Source organism: Nocardiopsis sp. Huas11, assembly GCF_003634495.1.
In the GTDB taxonomy this organism is placed as follows: domain Bacteria; phylum Actinomycetota; class Actinomycetes; order Streptosporangiales; family Streptosporangiaceae; genus Nocardiopsis.
The window spans coordinates 567027-583203 of the sequence record NZ_RBKY01000001.1 but is presented as its reverse complement, the minus strand read 5'-3'; the positions used below and the strand labels follow the sequence as shown (position 1 = coordinate 583203).

Genomic DNA, 16177 nt, shown 5'->3' with positions numbered 1-16177 from the left:
TACGCCAACCCACACCCCCACTTCGCAAATACCCTGGGAGGGTATGATGTTCGACCTTATGCTGCGCGGAGCCGAGCCGGGCTATGTGGAGTGGGGGTACGCCCTGGTCCTGGCCGCGCTGACCGCAACGGCGGCCGTGGTCGGGGTGATCAACCGGCTCGGGCGACTGATCCAGCGCTACTACATAGACGGCGACTGGCCGGGCCTGGCCCACTACCGCGACCCGTCCGCCTAGGCCAGGTGCGAATGCGGCCACCACCTGTCGGTACACGACGCCGACACGGGCCGGTGCTGCTACGGCCTGCCCCTGGACCACCTCGCCACCGTGATCGCCCTACCGCTCCCGCCACGGGTACGCGACTTCATGCAACGGCCCGGCTGCCCGTGCGTCCGGCTCGCCTGCACCCCTGACAACTAACCCTGACTAACCTCGCCAGCACCCGTCCGGCCGCACGCGCGGCCGGACGGGTGCTGGGGCTTCACGGATGTCGATGTCGCATTCGCTGTGGGGAGGTCTTCTTCAGGGTTCATCAGGGCGAGACGACGACACGAGGAAGAGGTCCGCCGGTGATGAGACCCATCCACCTCCACCTGGCCCTACAACCCTGGCCAGCGAACAGTCCCACGGGCCGGGGCCGTCCGGAGCACCGCGTGGGGCTGCTCCTGCCGCCGTGCCCGGGGCCCTGGCCTGGGGCATGTGGGGCCACCAGCGCAACGACGTTGGCCCCACCGGCCGTGACCGGCCCATCACCCCAGGACACGCTGGCCGGGGCGGTCGGGCCGTCTGACGGGCCGGGCCAGGGCAGCCCCGGTTCCCGTGCTGGATGGGTGTGTGGCGGATCTGGAGCGAATCCCTACCAAACGGGCACGGGGCTGAGGTTCTCGGTGAATCCGGTGGGCCCTGCGTCGAATCCGCTTGACCACCTCGACGAGGTCGAGCGTGGATGCGTGGTGCCCCGACAGATGCGGGGCCGCGCAACGCATCCGTGCACGTCAACCAGGGTGGGGAGGTGGGCCAGGTGAAGGAAACTGCTGCGGTCACGCTGGACGAGGTCGGCTCGCTGCCGGTGGTGCTGGACCCGGTGAGAGTCGGGCGGATGCTCGGCACCGGGCGGACCACCACCTACCGGCTCCTCCGCCAAGGGGCCTTCCCCGTTCCCGTCCATCGGGCCGGAAGGACGTGGGTGGTCCCCACCGCCGGGGTGCTCGCTTACCTCGGGTTGCCGGTGGGCGGCGGGTGTGGGTGCGGGGCGCGTGGCAACAACACGGAGGTGAGGTCGTAGATGGCATCGCGTGAGGGGTCCACGTTCAAACGGTGCGGGTGCCGTGACGAGGAGACCGGGAAGGCGTTGGGGGTGAAGTGCCCGAAGCTGAAAAGGAGCGGTGGCGGCTGGAACCCAGCGCATGGGGCGTGGGCGTTCCAGTACGAGCTCCCTTTGACCTTGCAGGGTGGGCGCCGTCAGGCCCGGCGGGTCGGGCTCGCCTCCCACGACCAGGCCCGGGAAGGGTTGGACCATGTTAAGGCGCTGATCGGCCTGGCGGAGAAGGACCCGGTGGTCGAGGCCCAGATCGCGGATCTGGTGCAGAAGGCGTTGAAGCAGCGCCGCCCGCTCCCGGAGGTGGAGGAGGTACGCCGGAGGGTCGCGATGTCGGTGGACGTGCGCACCGAACCACCCACCGTTGCCGCGTGGCTGGCCGAGTGGTTGGACGGCAAACCCGACCTCGCGGAGGGGACCCGGGCCTCCTACGCAGGGCATATCCGCAAGTACCTCGTCCCGCATCTGGGCCGGCTGCGGTTGGACAAGCTCCAGGCCCGCCACGTCGAGACGATGTTCGCCCAGATTGAGGAGGCCAACACCCGCATCTTGGAGTGCCGCGAGTCCGACGACCCCAGGGTGAGCGCGTCGGTGCGCGGGCAGCGGGTGATCTCGCTGTCCACCAAGCACCGGATCCGCGCCACGCTGCGCAGTGCGTTGACGGACGCGGTGCGCAATCCGGAGGTGGCGGTGACGGTGAACGTCGCTTCCCACGCCCGGTTGCCTTCGTGTCCGAGGAAGAAACCTTTGGCCTGGACACCGGACCGGGTGCGCCAGTGGAAGGCGGACGGCACCGTGCCGGGCGAGGTGATGGTCTGGGCGCCCGACCAGACCCGCGCCTTCCTCGAACACGCGAAGAAGTACCGGTGGCTGTATCCGCTGTTCCACCTGATCGCCGCCAAAGGACTCCGACGCGGTGAAGCGGTCGGGCTGCCCTGGTCCAACACCCGGCTGACCGACGGGCAGGTCGACATCCGCATCCAGGTGGTCCAACTCGCGTGGGAAACCGTCACCTCGACCCCGAAGAGCGCGGCGGGTCAGCGCACCATCACCCTGGACGCCGACACGGTGAGGGTGCTGCGGGCCTGGAAGCGGTTCCAGAACGAGGCGCGCCTCAAGGCGGGGAAGGAGTGGGTGGACAGCGGGCTGGTGTTCACCCGCCAGGACGGTTCGCCGTGGCATCCGGCGCAGGTCAGTGACTGGTTCCTGCGCATCTCCCGGGCGGCGGGGCTTCCGCCGATCACGCTGCACGGGCTGCGCCACGGGGCCGCCTCGCTCAGCCTGGCGGCCGGCACGGACGTGAAGGTGGTCTCGGCAGAGCTCGGCCACGCCACGACCCACTTCACCCAGGACACCTACCAGACCGTGTTCCCGGACGTGGCCAAAGCGGCGGCGGAGGCCACGGCGGCGCTCCTGCGAGGCGGGCCGGTTCGGGTGAAGACGCAGGTGCCGTAGCCGGACCGGCGAGCACACCAGGAGCCACACGGCGCCGTCGACCCCAGGTCAGGTAACGGGTTCACCCGTTCTGGCCTGGGGTTTCCTCGCACCCGGAGGTGGTGCCGATCGGATCAAAGGTCCTATGGTCGGTTCTAATTCCATTTGGCTTCAATGGGACTACTCTTAATGACTTTCCCATCAAGGATTGGCAGTGTCAGGAGCTCCGTATTGGGGTATTATTGGGGAATATAATGTTAAATTTGGATAGGAGCCTACCGCAATGAGTTCTAATCCTAATGGCATGAAGTCACTCTCTGTTCAAATGAAAAGTCTTTCCTTTTCATTTTTTGAACCAATTCTTGAACGTCTTAATCTCACGATTGATCAGATAAGTAGCCAGGGTCTTGATGAGCTCCAGGCTTCTCTTGTGAAGGTTAATGAGGCATTGACAAATCCCGCCTCATTCGGTGTGATGAAGATCATGGTGACGGCTGAGGCTGGTGCGGTTATCGTGCTGTCTAAATCCGAGAGTCACATGGAGATCGGAATTGTTCCGACACTCCTTGAGTGCAAGGCTGTTATTCTAGATAGAATTAAAGAAATTCGCCCCGTGGAGCAGATTCACGAATTTCGAAATGAGGTCATTGAGAAGGTTTCTGATGAGTCCATAAGGGGGCAGCTACTTAAGGTTCTGGATGATCATGAGCGAAAAGAAGAAGAGTTGTCTAGTCGAATAAATCGCGAGACCTTCGCGCTAGATGCGGGTTCGCCTGATGTCTTGGCGGTGGGATCGATTGCTAGGCTTGAAGCTAGGGTGGATTCATTAGATAAGTTGGTTGAGAAAATTGATGGCAACAGCATGAGTCGATTTGATGTTGCAACGACGCTCTTTGCGATATTGGCCGCTTTTGGTGTTGTGATTGGCGTTGTTCTCGGGGTGGCGAATTGGATCTCGAATTGAGGTGTTGGCTGTCGAATCCTCTTTTGTTTGATTCTTTCTTACTTAGGCCTGATTTTTGGAGTGTTGATCGGACGGTAAGTGAAGAGCAGAGTGATGGTCCACCCGTTCCGCGTCGCAAGACTCGTAGATACCTCCTCGGCGGTGGAGGTCCGACAAGCAATTTTTTGCCCGGGCCGGCCACCGACGCCTTCTCGCCCGTGTTCACTCTTAGGCTGTGGCGCGTGCGTTCATCGCCCGCAGCGAAAATTCGTGACGACCGAACCAGCCAATGGAAGTAGAGGGGCAGGAACAGCGCGATGAGTCTCGGTCCCACCCACCACGGTTACTTCTACCAAGACCTGATCACCGCAGTGGCCCTCGTTGATCTCCTCCTAGGCACTGCGGAGACCATCACGGTTGACACCAAGGGGTTCGAAGCAGACAGGTTTGACGACGTCAACATCACGTACGCAGGCGAGGTCCGGCTCCGTCTGCAGATCAAGCACACAACGACGGACCGTAAGCTCTCGAAAGAGACATTCTCCCAAGACGGCCGGAGCTTGAAGCTCAGCAAGGTCTTCAGCTCACTTCTGGAGGACCTAGCGAAATTCCCAGAGACTACCTACCGAATTGTCGTCAGAGATCAAGAACCCGACGACTCACTTGCAGTGGTTTTGAAGCCAGTTGATCCGGCCGACAGGGTCGCAGACCCGCTCCCGGGCATCACGACCGCGAAGTACCGGTTCGACCCCTCCGCGCTACGCGCCAACAAGCCTTGGGCCAACCTAGTCAAGGATCTCAGCGACGACGACCTCCGTAGCGCTTGCGACAGTCTCATCGTCGACACAGGCGCGCCGTCCTCAACTATCAGCTTTGTCGATCCCGGATCTGCCGAGCGCTCCCTCCTCCGACGCGTCCGAGAAGACCTCGGGGCTGGGCGCATCCCTAATATAGACGTCACCCCCGAGTTCGCTGCCTACGCACTCGTTCAAGCAGCAACCTCTGCCCGCGTAGTCGAAACCGGAGTCGTCCGACGCGACCTCATCGAACCCCGTCTCGGGCTACGCGTCGACTTCGGAGCTGTGACCGCAGGACATCCCATCGAAACTGAGGTCGCCGTTGCGAGGGTCGGCGCAGCGGCAGAGAGCAGTAAGCACATCGACGGCACGGCGCCCGCTGGCGGCCGAGTCGTCGTCGTAGGCGAACCCGGCGTCGGGAAGTCGTGGCTCTGCGAAGAGCTGACAGATCGCTACCGAGACAAGGCTTGGGTGGTCGCACGCCATCACTGCTGGCTCGGCTCAAGTGACGACCACCTCGCGGAACGAGTCCTAACCGAAGTCGTCATCGGCAGTCTCCTCGACCAGATCGGCAAAGCAGTCCCTGAGGCGACCAAAGACCTGCGCCCCAAGTTCGCCACAAGCCGTGAAGCACTCGAGTCGGCACTACAGACGTGTCGCGAGACACACCCCGACAAGTCAGTCCTCCTCGTCGTGGACGGCCTCGACCATGTCGACCGAGTCGTCGGACGCAGCACCAAGCAGAAAAAGGACCCATCACGCCTGCTGGTCGAGGAGCTCGCCGCCCTCACCCTCCCCCCAGGCGTCTGCCTCCTCATCGCAAGCCAGCCCGGAGCTCACCTCGAGCCCGCTGCTTCCCCGTCCGAACCCATCCAGATGCCGCCGATGTCTCAAGACGAAATCAAGGCGCTCACCGCCAAGCACGGCCTGCTCGAATCTCCGGACGGCAGCGGACCTGTCGGCTCCTCGGACGAGGCCACCATCGTCGGATTGGTGCACGAACGCTCCAACGGAAACGCGCTTTACGCGACCTACCTGTGTCGGCTCGCAGTCGGCGCTTCACCTCTCGACGACAACCCCGCGCCACTCACCGTCAATGAACTCATCCATCGCCTAGAACTGGTTCCGGACACGGCCACGACTGTCGATGAGTACTACGACTACATGCGTGAGGCGATGACTGCTGACCAACGCTTCGCCACAGACACGCTCGCGCTGTGCGACTTCTCGCTCACCCCGAACGAACTGGCAGAGCTGCTCGGGTCGCCTATCAAATCCATCGTCATTCCGGCCCTTCGGACGCTTGCCCCAGTTCTCAACACTCAGAGAGGGCTCGGTGGGCTACGCCTCCACCACGAGAGCTTTTCGCGGTACATCCTTCGCAAAATCGACCCGGAGAACGCGACCGCCATTCGCCGCAGCATCGCGACGTGGCTCGAAGGCCGCGGCTTCCTCGCTGACTCGCGAGCGTTCCGCCATCTTCCCGACCTTCTCGCGAACCTCAACGAGTACGACCAGCTGACGGCGCTCGTGGGACCACGCTTCGTTGCAGACGGAATCAGGCAGTTCCACTCCCCAGAAGCGCTTCAACAGGCGCTCTGTGTCGTCTCACGCGAAGCCGAAGTACGCCTAGACTGGCCGACCTTGGTCAGGTGCATCGAAGTCCGAAAGGCCATCGACACCTACGAGAACGACGCACTCGCCGACACCGTCACCGAGTATGCCGACGTCATTGTCAACATCCTCGGTGCCGAGGTCGTCGCCGAACGCCTCGTCTATAACGGTCGTCCCACTTTTCCCCCGAGATGGGGGCTGCGCATCAGCGACGCTGTCGACCGCGCTGGCGCGGCGGCCCCCTGGAAGGCGTACATCGAGGGCTGGCAGACGCACCGGAAGACAGAGCGGGGCGGTTACTCCTCCGACCGCGACGGAACACTCCAGCTGGCAGCCCAACGCGGGGCGCTTCGGCTCCGTGCCCAGCGGCAAGACATCGACCCTTCCCTCATTCCAACAATCGCCAAGCACCTGGAAGGCGATCTTGAGGCGTCGCTGACCGACCTCGTCGAGACGTTCACTGCAGGCTTGCCCGCGGAGTACATGCCGCAGGTTGCAGCTGCGATGACGGACCCGGCCGACGCCGCCGTCGTCTACCTGACCCTGGCCGACCTCGCCGCCAACGGAACCATCGGGCTGCCCGACCCCCGCGATCTGGCGCGGCAAGCATGGGCCCTCGACCCGAAGCTCGACACCATCGGATATCTCTTTCATGGAATCGCCGCGCCAGAGGTACTTGCGGGACTAGGAATCACGGATCTCGAAGCCGAACTCAACGCCGCCACGGACATCATCCTCAAGGAGAGGACCGCCAACGAACTCGCGGTCAAGAACTGGCACGCTCTCCTCACCCTAGCGAAGGCCATCGACCCGGCAACCGTGGTCAAGGTTGGCGGCAAACTTTCAGGTGTCGGGTTCTATCGGGCATGGCTGCGCTACACCGTTGCAACGATTGGACTCGCAGACGACGTTCGCGCCGGTACGACATCACTCGAGGATGCTTCAACCGCAGTGGTCGTCGCATTGGCCGACCTCGTCGCCGAGGCCAAACCGTTCACCGGAAAGCCGCGGGCGTGCGACCTGTACTTCCTTCATCCGCTCATCCATCAGGTCATCGAAAGCTCCCTCACCGTCGTTCAGCCAACTGACCTTGACACCGTGCTTGACCATCTCATCGCGATAGGCGATGGGACCACGACAACCACTAATCTCGGTCTCGGCGAGAACGGTCCGCTCATCACCAACGACCTGCTCGCAGTCCTCGCCAGGGCCTCCGACCATGTTGGCATCGACGCGATCCACGCTCTGCTTGCCATCGTCCGCGAACGCCGCAACGACGACCACAGCGGGTACAGCCAGCAAGCCGCGTTCGAGCTCGAGACTGCCCGCATCTGCATCGCAGCGGGAGCCATCGGCGAGGCGCGCGAGTGTTGGAACCGAGCGGCCGACCTGCTTGCAAGCTATGGCGGCCACAAAGACCCCACGCTCTCGGAAATCGTTGAGAGCATTGAAGACATTGAAGACGTCTCGGAAGCACGCGCACGGCTGGCCAAGCTCGTCGATCTGGTCTACCTGGTGCGACAACACACTGACGGCCGCGACACCTCGCATTACGTCATCGAGTGGTGGGAGATTGCAGCTTCGGTCGACCCGGTCGCTGCAGCCCGTGGCGCCGCCGACCTCTATCTCGACACCGTCGGATTCGAAGACGCCCGCGCGGACGCAGCGCAAACGCATCTGCTGCAGAAGCACTGTTCGAGGGCAGACCCTGCCGTCCTCGCCGCGCTGCGCCTCACCACAGGCATTGCCTGGCGCTCACCAACGGTTGACCTGGAAGTCCTCACCCGCCTGGCAGCCGAACGCGGAGCGAGCCAGCGGGTCGACGCGATGCTCGCCGTTCTCGCCAACAGCATCGCCGCCTCCTACGACAACCAGCCGATGCAGCACGCGAGCGACCAGTCCAAGGCAGCCGTAGACCAGGCGCTCGTCCAAGCGGTCTTGAAGCTTGGTGGTCCCGAGTTCGACCCACGATCAGCGCTATCTGAGACAGACCGCAAGAGTTCATTCCCGCAGAATGAACCGAAGCCAGCTCCGAACGCTCTGCTGAAGAGCCTCGTATCAGCCCAACGCCCCGAGGCTCCCGCTGGACGGGCAGGAGCCATCAGCATCGCCCACGCAATCGACAGCGAGCGCTACAGGGACGAGCCAGCCGTCTGGGACATCGACGCAGCGACCAACTCGATTGGCTACCGCATCCTGGAAGCCACACTCGCCGACGGACCTGACGTCGGAATCGCACTCATCGACGACGTCGTTCGCGAGATCTCCATATACGCCCGCAACGACATCTTCTCCGACCTCGGACACGGCCTGGCCGCCTACGCGGACGGTGACCCAGCGGTTGCCAAGGTCGCCAGCTACTGCCTCGCGACCGCATACCAGCGCATCCGAGGCGGTGGGGGCTGGCGACAGTTCGCCGGCAAGGAGCGCCGAGGACTCTGGGAACAAGCCCACAAGCTCGACCCCGACATCGCCGAGCGAGCCCTCGCGGCGGCGGTCACGAACCGTGTAGCCGCCACCTCATACGGCTCATACGGCAGCAGCCAAGGCCTCATCACGGCATTTGCGGCGCAACCCACCATCAGCGCCGGAGGCACTCCGACCGCTTGCTGGGACGCAGCGTTCGACATCATCAGTCACCGCCTCCCCGGGACTGCCGCAACTGGCACGCATGTCTATCACCCGACGCCAGTTCCGGACTCTGCCGACGATCTCGACGTTGCAATCGCAACCTTGGCACTCGCGACCATCTGTCAGGCCACACGGGAGCAGATGCGACTTGCCCTGCTAGCCGCCGGGTTCCTCCTCACCGTCCGCCCCGAGGCCACCCAAAGCGCACTCGCATACATCCTGGCCAAGGACCTGGACGCCGGTCGCACCACATGGCTGCTCGAAGCAGTGCGCGTCAACCTCCCCGCAGGCATACTCGAGGACGACCTCGCCGCCGAACTCACCCAACTAGCGACGAGCGACCGCCTGTCCGTCCGAGCGTTCGCCGGCCAGCTCCTCAGCATCCACGGACGACGTATTCCAGAACCGCCCGCGACCACCCCTGCGCCATCTGTCAGCGCTGCATTCCATGCCCTCGTCCAAGCGCACGAAGAAGAAGCAGAATGAACTGGAACAGCCCACGCGGGCACGCCGAGGGACTCGTCAAGCTCTTCCTCGAGGATCGGCTCAACGATGCGCGCAACCCGCCGGGAGTGCGCGAAGCTGTCGTGCAAAGTCTGGTCGAGCAAGTTGAAACCATGAAGCAGCGCTGTAGTGAACAGATCGACCAGCTGCGCACACCGTCGTCGCAACGCATCCCCGACGCCTACTTCAATGACGAAGAAGAACCAGAGAACGCCCTCCAACAGGTAGCAGCTGGTATCAGAGCGGCACGTGCCCGGGAAAGTTTTTTGGCGCCCGACGCCCGCGGCTTCGAGGCCACGTACGCCTTCGCGCTGGCCCCGTCATCCAGGTGGGCACTCCTCCAAGAATCGTCTCGAGTTCCACGCCCTGCGACCCGACACCACCGGCTCACCCGTTCCCTCACTCCCATCCCTTGGCAGGACAACGAGGATGAGTGGCCGCCACCAACTGCGGTCGACCTGGAGGGCACCCGCCGCCTGACCGGACCAGACGCAGATCCGGTCCGTGTCGCAGAGAACCCATACAGCGACTGGGTTCAACTCGGAATGTTTGAACGCCAAGCCACTTTCGCCACCACCCATCCCGAACAACCAAGTCGCCAACTGCTCATCTCCACGGGCCTTGAGGTCATCGACGGGTCCGTTCCTTCGGGCTCGATGCCGGCTGGCACCAACCCGCCGAACATCTGGTTGACCACCTACGACCACCTACTCCCAGGCATCGACCAAGCCTTCGCCGCGGAGATCTTGGAGGACTTCGAAGGACCACTGACCGCGTTGGCTAACTACCAAGACCAACGGGGCGCGCCCAACCGCGACCGTGGTGTCGGACTCCACCCCTTCACTCTCGTGCCTCGACTCGAGGTCGTGGCGTTTCTCGACCTGCGCCCAGAGTCGCCGACAGTTCGACACTGCCTCGTCGACGGTCAAGGTCCCGCTCTGGTGGGACGCAACTGGCGCGGGTTTCTCATCCATGACGGCAGCTACAGCCCTCTCACACCGGCGGTTCAGGGTACGGACCTCATCATTCGTCCAGACCAGTACGAACGTCTCGAAGCCGCGCTTGGCAAGGACAACATCCAGTCGGGTATCGCCGTGCGGCCTATCGAGCGCGAAGACAATGGCATGTACTGAGTTTGATGGCGAGGGGCCGTGGGGACGGTGGCCGCGCCGAAATGGTCCTCGGGGAGGAAAGCGGGGTTTTGGGGCGGACGCCGCAGTGTGGGGCCGTGCCCGCCAGTCTGTCCGTTTCGGGAGCGGACGTGGGGTGTCCCCAGGCGGGACCACGCGGTCGTGGTCCGGCAAAGTGCTCCGGGAGGTCGACCCCCACCTGCACTCACCTCGTACTGGGGAGCACACGAGGAGCACACAAGCCCCGAAAACGCCGCGAGGACCTCTTCCGAGATCCTCGCGCACCCCGTCTGACCTGGGGTTTTGTGGCGCACCCGGCAGGATTCGAACCTGCGGCCATCGGATTAGAAGTCCGGTGCTCTATCCACTGAGCTACGGGTGCCTGATTCAATTGTCGCCCGTTGTCGCCGGCCGCGACCTCGTCGTGACCCATGGTTCGCCCGTGTTTCCGCATGTCGGAAGCGCCGGGGGTTGGGGTGCGGCCTATGGTCGGGGGACCCCGTGCCGTGGCGCCAGTGGCGTACTGGTCAGACATTCTAGAGTATTCGTCAGATCTCGCCCACAGGTGGGCAAAGCCTCACCAACTACGGTGACTCGTAGTTGTCTCTCGTTACCACTCGCGCTCCACCAAACCGGTCGCTATGGACCCCGCGCTCCACGTTACCGGTGATTAACTCCTGGTGCTGCGCTGCCCCGCTGGCGTGTTGGGCCCGCTCGGCGGCGGGTGGGGTGGGTGTCTCAGAAGAACCACCACTGACCTGCGAAGACCAGGATGGCGGCCAACATGTGGAGCACGTGTGCCTCCCGTGAGATGCGATTACTCTGAGTGTATGAAATAACTACTCAGAGTAATAATCCATAGTTGGTCGGGTCCCCCGGGACGGCCGGCGTCGCTCGTGGCGCGGCTACCGTGGTGGCGTGCGAAGTCTGGGTTTGATGGCGGGGTTCCTGCTCGACGCGACGGTGCCGGATCCTCCGAGGGGGCATCCCGTGGCGCTGTTCGGCCGTGCCGCCGGGTGGTGGGAGCGGCGGATCTACCGGGACGACGAGCTCAGGGGCGCCGCCTTCGCGGTGTCGGCGGTCGCTCCCGTGGTGGCGCTCGGGGCGGTGGCCGAGCGCGGGGGCACGGTCGCGACCGCGGCCGCCACCTGGACCGCGCTCGGGGGCAGCATGCTCGCCAGGGAGGCGGAGGGGATCGCCCGGGCCTTGGAGTCGGGCGACCTCGAGGGCGCCCGGTCACTGGTGCCGCGCCTGTGCGGACGCGATCCCGTGGGGCTGGACGAGGCCGGGATCGCGCGCGCCGTGGTGGAGTCGGTCGCGGAGAACACCTCGGACGCGGTGACGGGCCCGCTGGTGTGGGGCGCCCTCGCCGGAGCGGGGGGCTTGGCCGGGTTCCGCGCGGTGAACACGCTGGACGCCATGGTCGGGCACAAGAGCGCGCGATACCGGCGCTTCGGGGCCGCCTCGGCGCGGCTGGACGACATCGCCGGCTGGGGGCCCGCCCGGCTCACCGCCGTGTTGGCGGTCCTGTCCGCGCCGGTCGTCGGCGGCGATGTCGCTCAGGCCTGGCGGGTCTGGCGCAGGGACGGGCACCGGCACCCCAGTCCCAACGCCGGGCAGTGCGAAGCCGCTTTCGCCGGAGCTCTGGGGCGCACGCTCGGGGGCGTGAACGTCTATCAAGGCCGCACGGAGCGGCGCCCTGTGATGGGGGAGGGCCCCGCGGTGGGCACCGCCGACATCCGGCGGGCGGTCAGGCTGGCCCGGGCGGTGAACGTCGGCGCGCTGGCGGTGGCGTCCGCTGTGGCGCGCGGGCGCCGGTAGCCCGCAGGGGCACGGGTAGCCCGCCCCCGGGCGGTGGGCCCGGGGGCGAGGCGGTCACGCGGCCAGGCCGCGCGCGTAGTTGACCTGCTGGTTGATGTGGAAGGCCGCGCCCGGGTTGCTGACCGGGATGGAGGTCGCGTGGTAGTGGCCGTGGCCCTGCACGGTCACCTGGACGTGGCCGGTCGTCCTCTGGTCCTTGACCAGGAGGAACAGCAGGCCCAGGAGGCAGGTCCACCAGAAGATGAGGATCGCGGCGATGACCGCCCACGTCGGCGTGCTGCGGTCGGTGCGACTCATGTCGGTGACCGTCCACACCGTGCCCCTGATGGGGAAGCGTCCTGCCGGGGTGATCACCGTGCTCTGGGAGATGGCGATGTCGCCGATGGTGGCGAGCGGCGTCTCGTCGGGGACGGGTGAGCCGTAGCCGGCCGGCTGGTAGCCGCCGGTGCCGTAGGGCTCGAGCGCGCCGCCGTAGTGCTGCTCGGGGGGAGGGCCCCAGCGGGGGGTCCCGTCGCCGGGCTGCTGCCAGGGCTCGCCCTGGCCCGGGAAGGGTTCGGGGTGCTGGTTCATGGGCCGATTGTGTCAAATGGCCTTGAGCTGTAGGGCGGTACCGGAAAAGGACACGCGCGCCCTTCCAGTTGGGCCGGGTGCGGCGCCGAAGTTGTGGCCGGATGTGGCCAATCACGACTCCCCGTGTCGGCTCCGGAGCGTGCGGTGCCGATCGAATCGCGGCTGGGTGTGGCGCTGGTCACTTCAAACCGGCGCGCCGTCCGTCGGCCGCTCCCGGCGGGGAGTCAAACGTGAAACTCTTTCGCACTTTGCCTACCCGTGCGTAACATTCCGCTGATCCATCGCCCGCACCCCCAGGTGGTGAAGCACGTGAGACCCCCGTACCCCCGACGGCTCCGCACGGGCGCCGCAGGCGCCGCGCTCCTCGTGGCGGCGGCCACCGCGGCCACGCTCCCGAGCACGCCCGCGGCCGCCGAACCCCCGCCCGACTACTGCGCCCCCCATGGCTGCCACGACATCCTGCCCCCGGGCCAGAACGGCAGCGCCACCCTCGTCGAGATCCTGGGCCACCAGGTCTTCGGTACCCGTCCCAGGCACTCCTCCAGCCAGCTCGACATGTACGACGACCTCGTGCACCACTACGACGGGCTCACCGAGGAGGGGCTGGACGATTTCTTCCTCGACGCCGGCTTCGGCGTCGACCCCGACGACGTGGGCCGTGAATACCGGCCGCGCGAGGACGTCACCATCACCCGCGACCGGGGCCACGGCATCCCGCACATCGAGGGCACCACCCGCGAGGGCACCATGTACGGCGCCGGGTACGCCGCCGCCGAGGACCGCCTCTTCCTCATGGACGTGCTGCGCCGTGTCGGCCGCGGTGAACTCACCTCCTTCGCCGGGGGCGCCGAGGGCAACCGTGCCCTGGAGCAGGACCTCTGGCGGACCGCGCCCTACACCGAGGAGGACAAGCAGGCGCAGATCGACCGCGTCGCCGGATCGGGCGAGCGCGGAGAGCGGGCGCTGGCCGACGTCGACGCCTACCTGGAGGGCGTCAACTCCTACATCGAGGAGGCCGACGGCGACCGCACCTTCCCCGGCGAGTACGTCCTGACCGGGCACAAGGACGCCATCACCAACGCCGGCGAGATCGAACCCTTCACCACGGCCGACGTGGTCGGCATCGCCGCGATGGTCGGCGGGATCTTCGGCGGCGGCGGAGGCGGCGAGGTGCGTGCCGCCATCGTGCGCGCCAACTTCCTGGACCGCTACGGCGCGGAGGAAGGGGCGGAGCTCTACGCCGCCTGGCGCACGGAGAACGACCCGGAGGCCGTGGTCTCCGTCGACGGGGAGTTCCCCTACGCGCAGACCCCCGACGACCCGGTCGGCGAGGTCGTCCCCGACCCCGGATCGGTCGAGCCCTACGGCATCGTCCACGACGAGCACGGCTCCGCGGCCGACGAGGCGCCCGCCACACCCCTGGCCGACGCCGTCGACGACCAGGCCGTGCCGGACGATCCGGCCGAGCCGCCCGCCCTGGAGGACCTCGGCGACGCCGAGCGGGAGGAACTCGACCAGATGGTCGAGGACGGCGACCTGTCGGCGGCCGAGGGCCTGTTCAACGACGGCGTCCTGCCCGACGGCTTCCTCGACCCCCGCGGGATGTCCAACGCGCTCCTGGTCTCGGGCCAGCACACCGAGAGCGGCAATCCCGTCGCGGTCATGGGCCCCCAGACCGGGTACTTCTCGCCGCAGCTGCTCATGCTCCAGGAACTCCAGGGCCCGGGCATCAGCGCCCGCGGTGCCTCGTTCGCCGGCGTGAGCTTCTACGTCCAGATGGGCCGGGGCGTCGACTACGCCTGGAGCGCCACCTCGGCCGGCCAGGACCTGACCGACACCTTCGCCGTCGAACTGTGCGAGACCGACGGCTCCGCGCCCTCCACCGGCTCGCGCTCCTACGTCGACTCCTCCGGTGGCTGCGTCGGCTTCGAGGAACTCAGCGTTACCAACGAGTGGTCGCCCACCGTCGCCGACCAGACCCCGGCCGGCGGCTACACGCTGACCTCCCTGCGCTCGGAGTTCGGCCTCGTGGAGTCGTTCGCCACCGTCGACGGCGCCCCCGTGGCGTTCACCTCGCTGCGCTCCACCTACCAGCACGAGGTGGACTCCATCATCGGCTTCCAGCGGTTCAACGACCCCGGCGAGATCACCTCGGCGGAGTCGTTCCAGGACGCGGCCCACGACATCGGCTACGCCTTCAACTGGCACTACGTCGACGACGAGGACATCGCGTTCGTGAACTCGGGCGCCAACCCGGTCCGGCTGGAGGGCACCAACCCCACGATGCCCATCGACGCCTACGGGGACGCCGGCTGGTCGGGCTGGGACCCCCGGACCAACGACGCCGACCTGCACCCGAAGGAGGACCACCCGCAGGCCGTCAACCCCGACTACATCGTCAACTGGAACAACAAGCCCGCGCAGGGCTACACCTCCGGCTGGTCCACCGGATCGGTCCACCGCGGCGACCTGCTCGACTCCCGGGTGTCCGCGCTGGTCCAGGACGGACACGCGTTCACCACGGCCTCCCTCACCCAGGTGATGATGGCGGCCGGGACCGCCGACCTGCGCGCCCAGGAGGTCCTGCCGCGGCTGCTGGAGGTGATCGACGCACAGGAGGTGGACGATCCCGACCTGGCGTCGGCCGTGGCGGAGCTGAGGGCGTGGCAGGAGGCCGGTTCGCTGCGCCGGGAGCCCCAGCGTGACGCCGGGTACTACGAACACGCCGACGCCATCCGGGTCATGGACGCGTGGTGGCCGGCCCTGGTGCGCGCCCAGTTCGAGCCGGGGCTCGGCGAGGACCTGTACACCGAGCTGACCCGCGCGGTGCAGGTGGACGAGTCGCCCTCGGGTGCGATCGGCGGCGGTGAGGCCGGCAGCGTCAACCAGGCACAGCCGCACCGGGGATCGGCCTTCCAGTACGGCTGGTGGTCCTACGTGGACAAGGATCTGCGGACGGTGCTCGGTGAGGACGTCCAAGGCCCGCTGGGCGGTGAGGCCTACTGCGGAGGAGGCGACCCGGACGCCTGCCGCACGGTCCTGCTGGACAGCCTGGCCGAGGCCGCCGCGGTTCCGGCGGGCGAGGTCTACCCGGGTGACGAGCACTGCTCGGCCGGCGACCAGGTCTGCGCGGACGCGGTGATCCACCAGGCGGTCGGCGGGATCGGCATGTGGCCGATCGCGTGGCAGAACCGGCCCACCTACCAGATGGTCTACCAGTTCTCCGGTGGCCGTTAGGGCCCTTCACCGCAGGTGAGGTCTCGGTCGGGTCCTGTTTCCAGGGCCCGACCGAGACCGTGTCGGGGCCCAGGCACCCCGCCCCGCCCGCCCCGCGGAACCCGGCCACCTCGTGCCGTTCCGGCCCGCGCCCCATCAGCCCCGCGCCCCGGCAGCCCTGCGCCCCATCAGTCCCGCGGG

General features: G+C 66.3%; 8 protein-coding genes and 1 tRNA gene. 7 read left to right on the top strand and 2 right to left on the bottom strand.

Translation table 11 applies throughout. From position 1 onward, the window contains the following. The first annotated feature begins 43 nt into the window (after window positions 1-43). From DFP74_RS34150 to DFP74_RS33230, 5 genes are all read left to right on the top strand, one after another. Window positions 44-235, top strand: a complete 192-nt coding sequence (locus tag DFP74_RS34150) for a hypothetical protein (RefSeq protein ID WP_233570767.1) — start codon at window positions 44-46, stop codon at window positions 233-235. A gap of 1048 nt (window positions 236-1283) precedes the next feature. Further along, the gene (locus tag DFP74_RS02520) at window positions 1284-2771 is read left to right on the top strand and encodes a tyrosine-type recombinase/integrase (protein WP_121180220.1); all 1488 of its coding nucleotides are present in this window, start codon (window positions 1284-1286) and stop codon (window positions 2769-2771) included. 283 nt (window positions 2772-3054) lie between these two features. Beyond that, a complete protein-coding gene (locus DFP74_RS33235; RefSeq protein ID WP_147453801.1) occupies window positions 3055-3714 on the top strand; it encodes a hypothetical protein in 660 nt (219 codons plus the stop codon). Window positions 3715-4010: 296 nt separating this feature from the next. Then, the gene (locus DFP74_RS02515; RefSeq protein ID WP_121180219.1) at window positions 4011-9221 is read left to right on the top strand and encodes an NACHT domain-containing protein; all 5211 of its coding nucleotides are present in this window, start codon (window positions 4011-4013) and stop codon (window positions 9219-9221) included. Continuing rightward, window positions 9218-10372 carry a hypothetical protein gene (locus tag DFP74_RS33230; RefSeq protein ID WP_147453800.1) on the top strand — a complete coding sequence of 385 codons (1155 nt, stop codon included), beginning with the start codon at window positions 9218-9220 and terminating at the stop codon, window positions 10370-10372. Before DFP74_RS02515 ends, DFP74_RS33230 begins: the two co-directional genes overlap by 4 nt. Window positions 10373-10675: 303 nt before the next feature. Here DFP74_RS33230 and DFP74_RS02505 read toward each other — a convergent pair. Next, window positions 10676-10751: transfer RNA gene (locus DFP74_RS02505), tRNA-Arg, on the bottom strand. A gap of 554 nt (window positions 10752-11305) precedes the next feature. Between DFP74_RS02505 and DFP74_RS02500 the strand changes: the two genes are divergently transcribed. Continuing rightward, complete coding sequence (locus tag DFP74_RS02500; RefSeq protein ID WP_233571291.1) at window positions 11306-12190, top strand: cobalamin biosynthesis protein; 885 nt, start codon at window positions 11306-11308, stop codon at window positions 12188-12190. 54 nt (window positions 12191-12244) lie between these two features. Here DFP74_RS02500 and DFP74_RS02495 read toward each other — a convergent pair whose 3' ends face one another. After that, on the bottom strand, window positions 12245-12760 hold the full coding sequence (locus tag DFP74_RS02495; protein WP_121180216.1) for a hypothetical protein: 516 nt from the start codon (window positions 12758-12760) through the stop codon (window positions 12245-12247). Between the two features lie 309 nt (window positions 12761-13069). On the opposite strand from DFP74_RS02495, the gene DFP74_RS02490 reads away from it, so the two are divergent. Further along, on the top strand, window positions 13070-15997 hold the full coding sequence (locus DFP74_RS02490; RefSeq protein WP_121180215.1) for a penicillin acylase family protein: 2928 nt from the start codon (window positions 13070-13072) through the stop codon (window positions 15995-15997). Window positions 15998-16177: the final 180 nt, after the last annotated feature.

Bases quoted from the DNA above. Each gene is read 5' to 3' on its own strand.
- DFP74_RS34150 (WP_233570767.1), top strand. From the start codon at position 44: ATGATGTTCGACCTTATGCTGCGCGGAGCCGAGCCGGGCTATGTGGAG.
- DFP74_RS02520 (WP_121180220.1), top strand. From the start codon at position 1,284: ATGGCATCGCGTGAGGGGTCCACGTTCAAACGGTGCGGGTGCCGTGAC.
- DFP74_RS33235 (WP_147453801.1), top strand. From the start codon at position 3,055: ATGAAGTCACTCTCTGTTCAAATGAAAAGTCTTTCCTTTTCATTTTTT.
- DFP74_RS02515 (WP_121180219.1), top strand. From the start codon at position 4,011: ATGAGTCTCGGTCCCACCCACCACGGTTACTTCTACCAAGACCTGATC.
- DFP74_RS33230 (WP_147453800.1), top strand. From the start codon at position 9,218: ATGAACTGGAACAGCCCACGCGGGCACGCCGAGGGACTCGTCAAGCTC.
- DFP74_RS02500 (WP_233571291.1), top strand. From the start codon at position 11,306: ATGGCGGGGTTCCTGCTCGACGCGACGGTGCCGGATCCTCCGAGGGGG.
- DFP74_RS02495 (WP_121180216.1), bottom strand. From the start codon at position 12,760: ATGAACCAGCACCCCGAACCCTTCCCGGGCCAGGGCGAGCCCTGGCAG.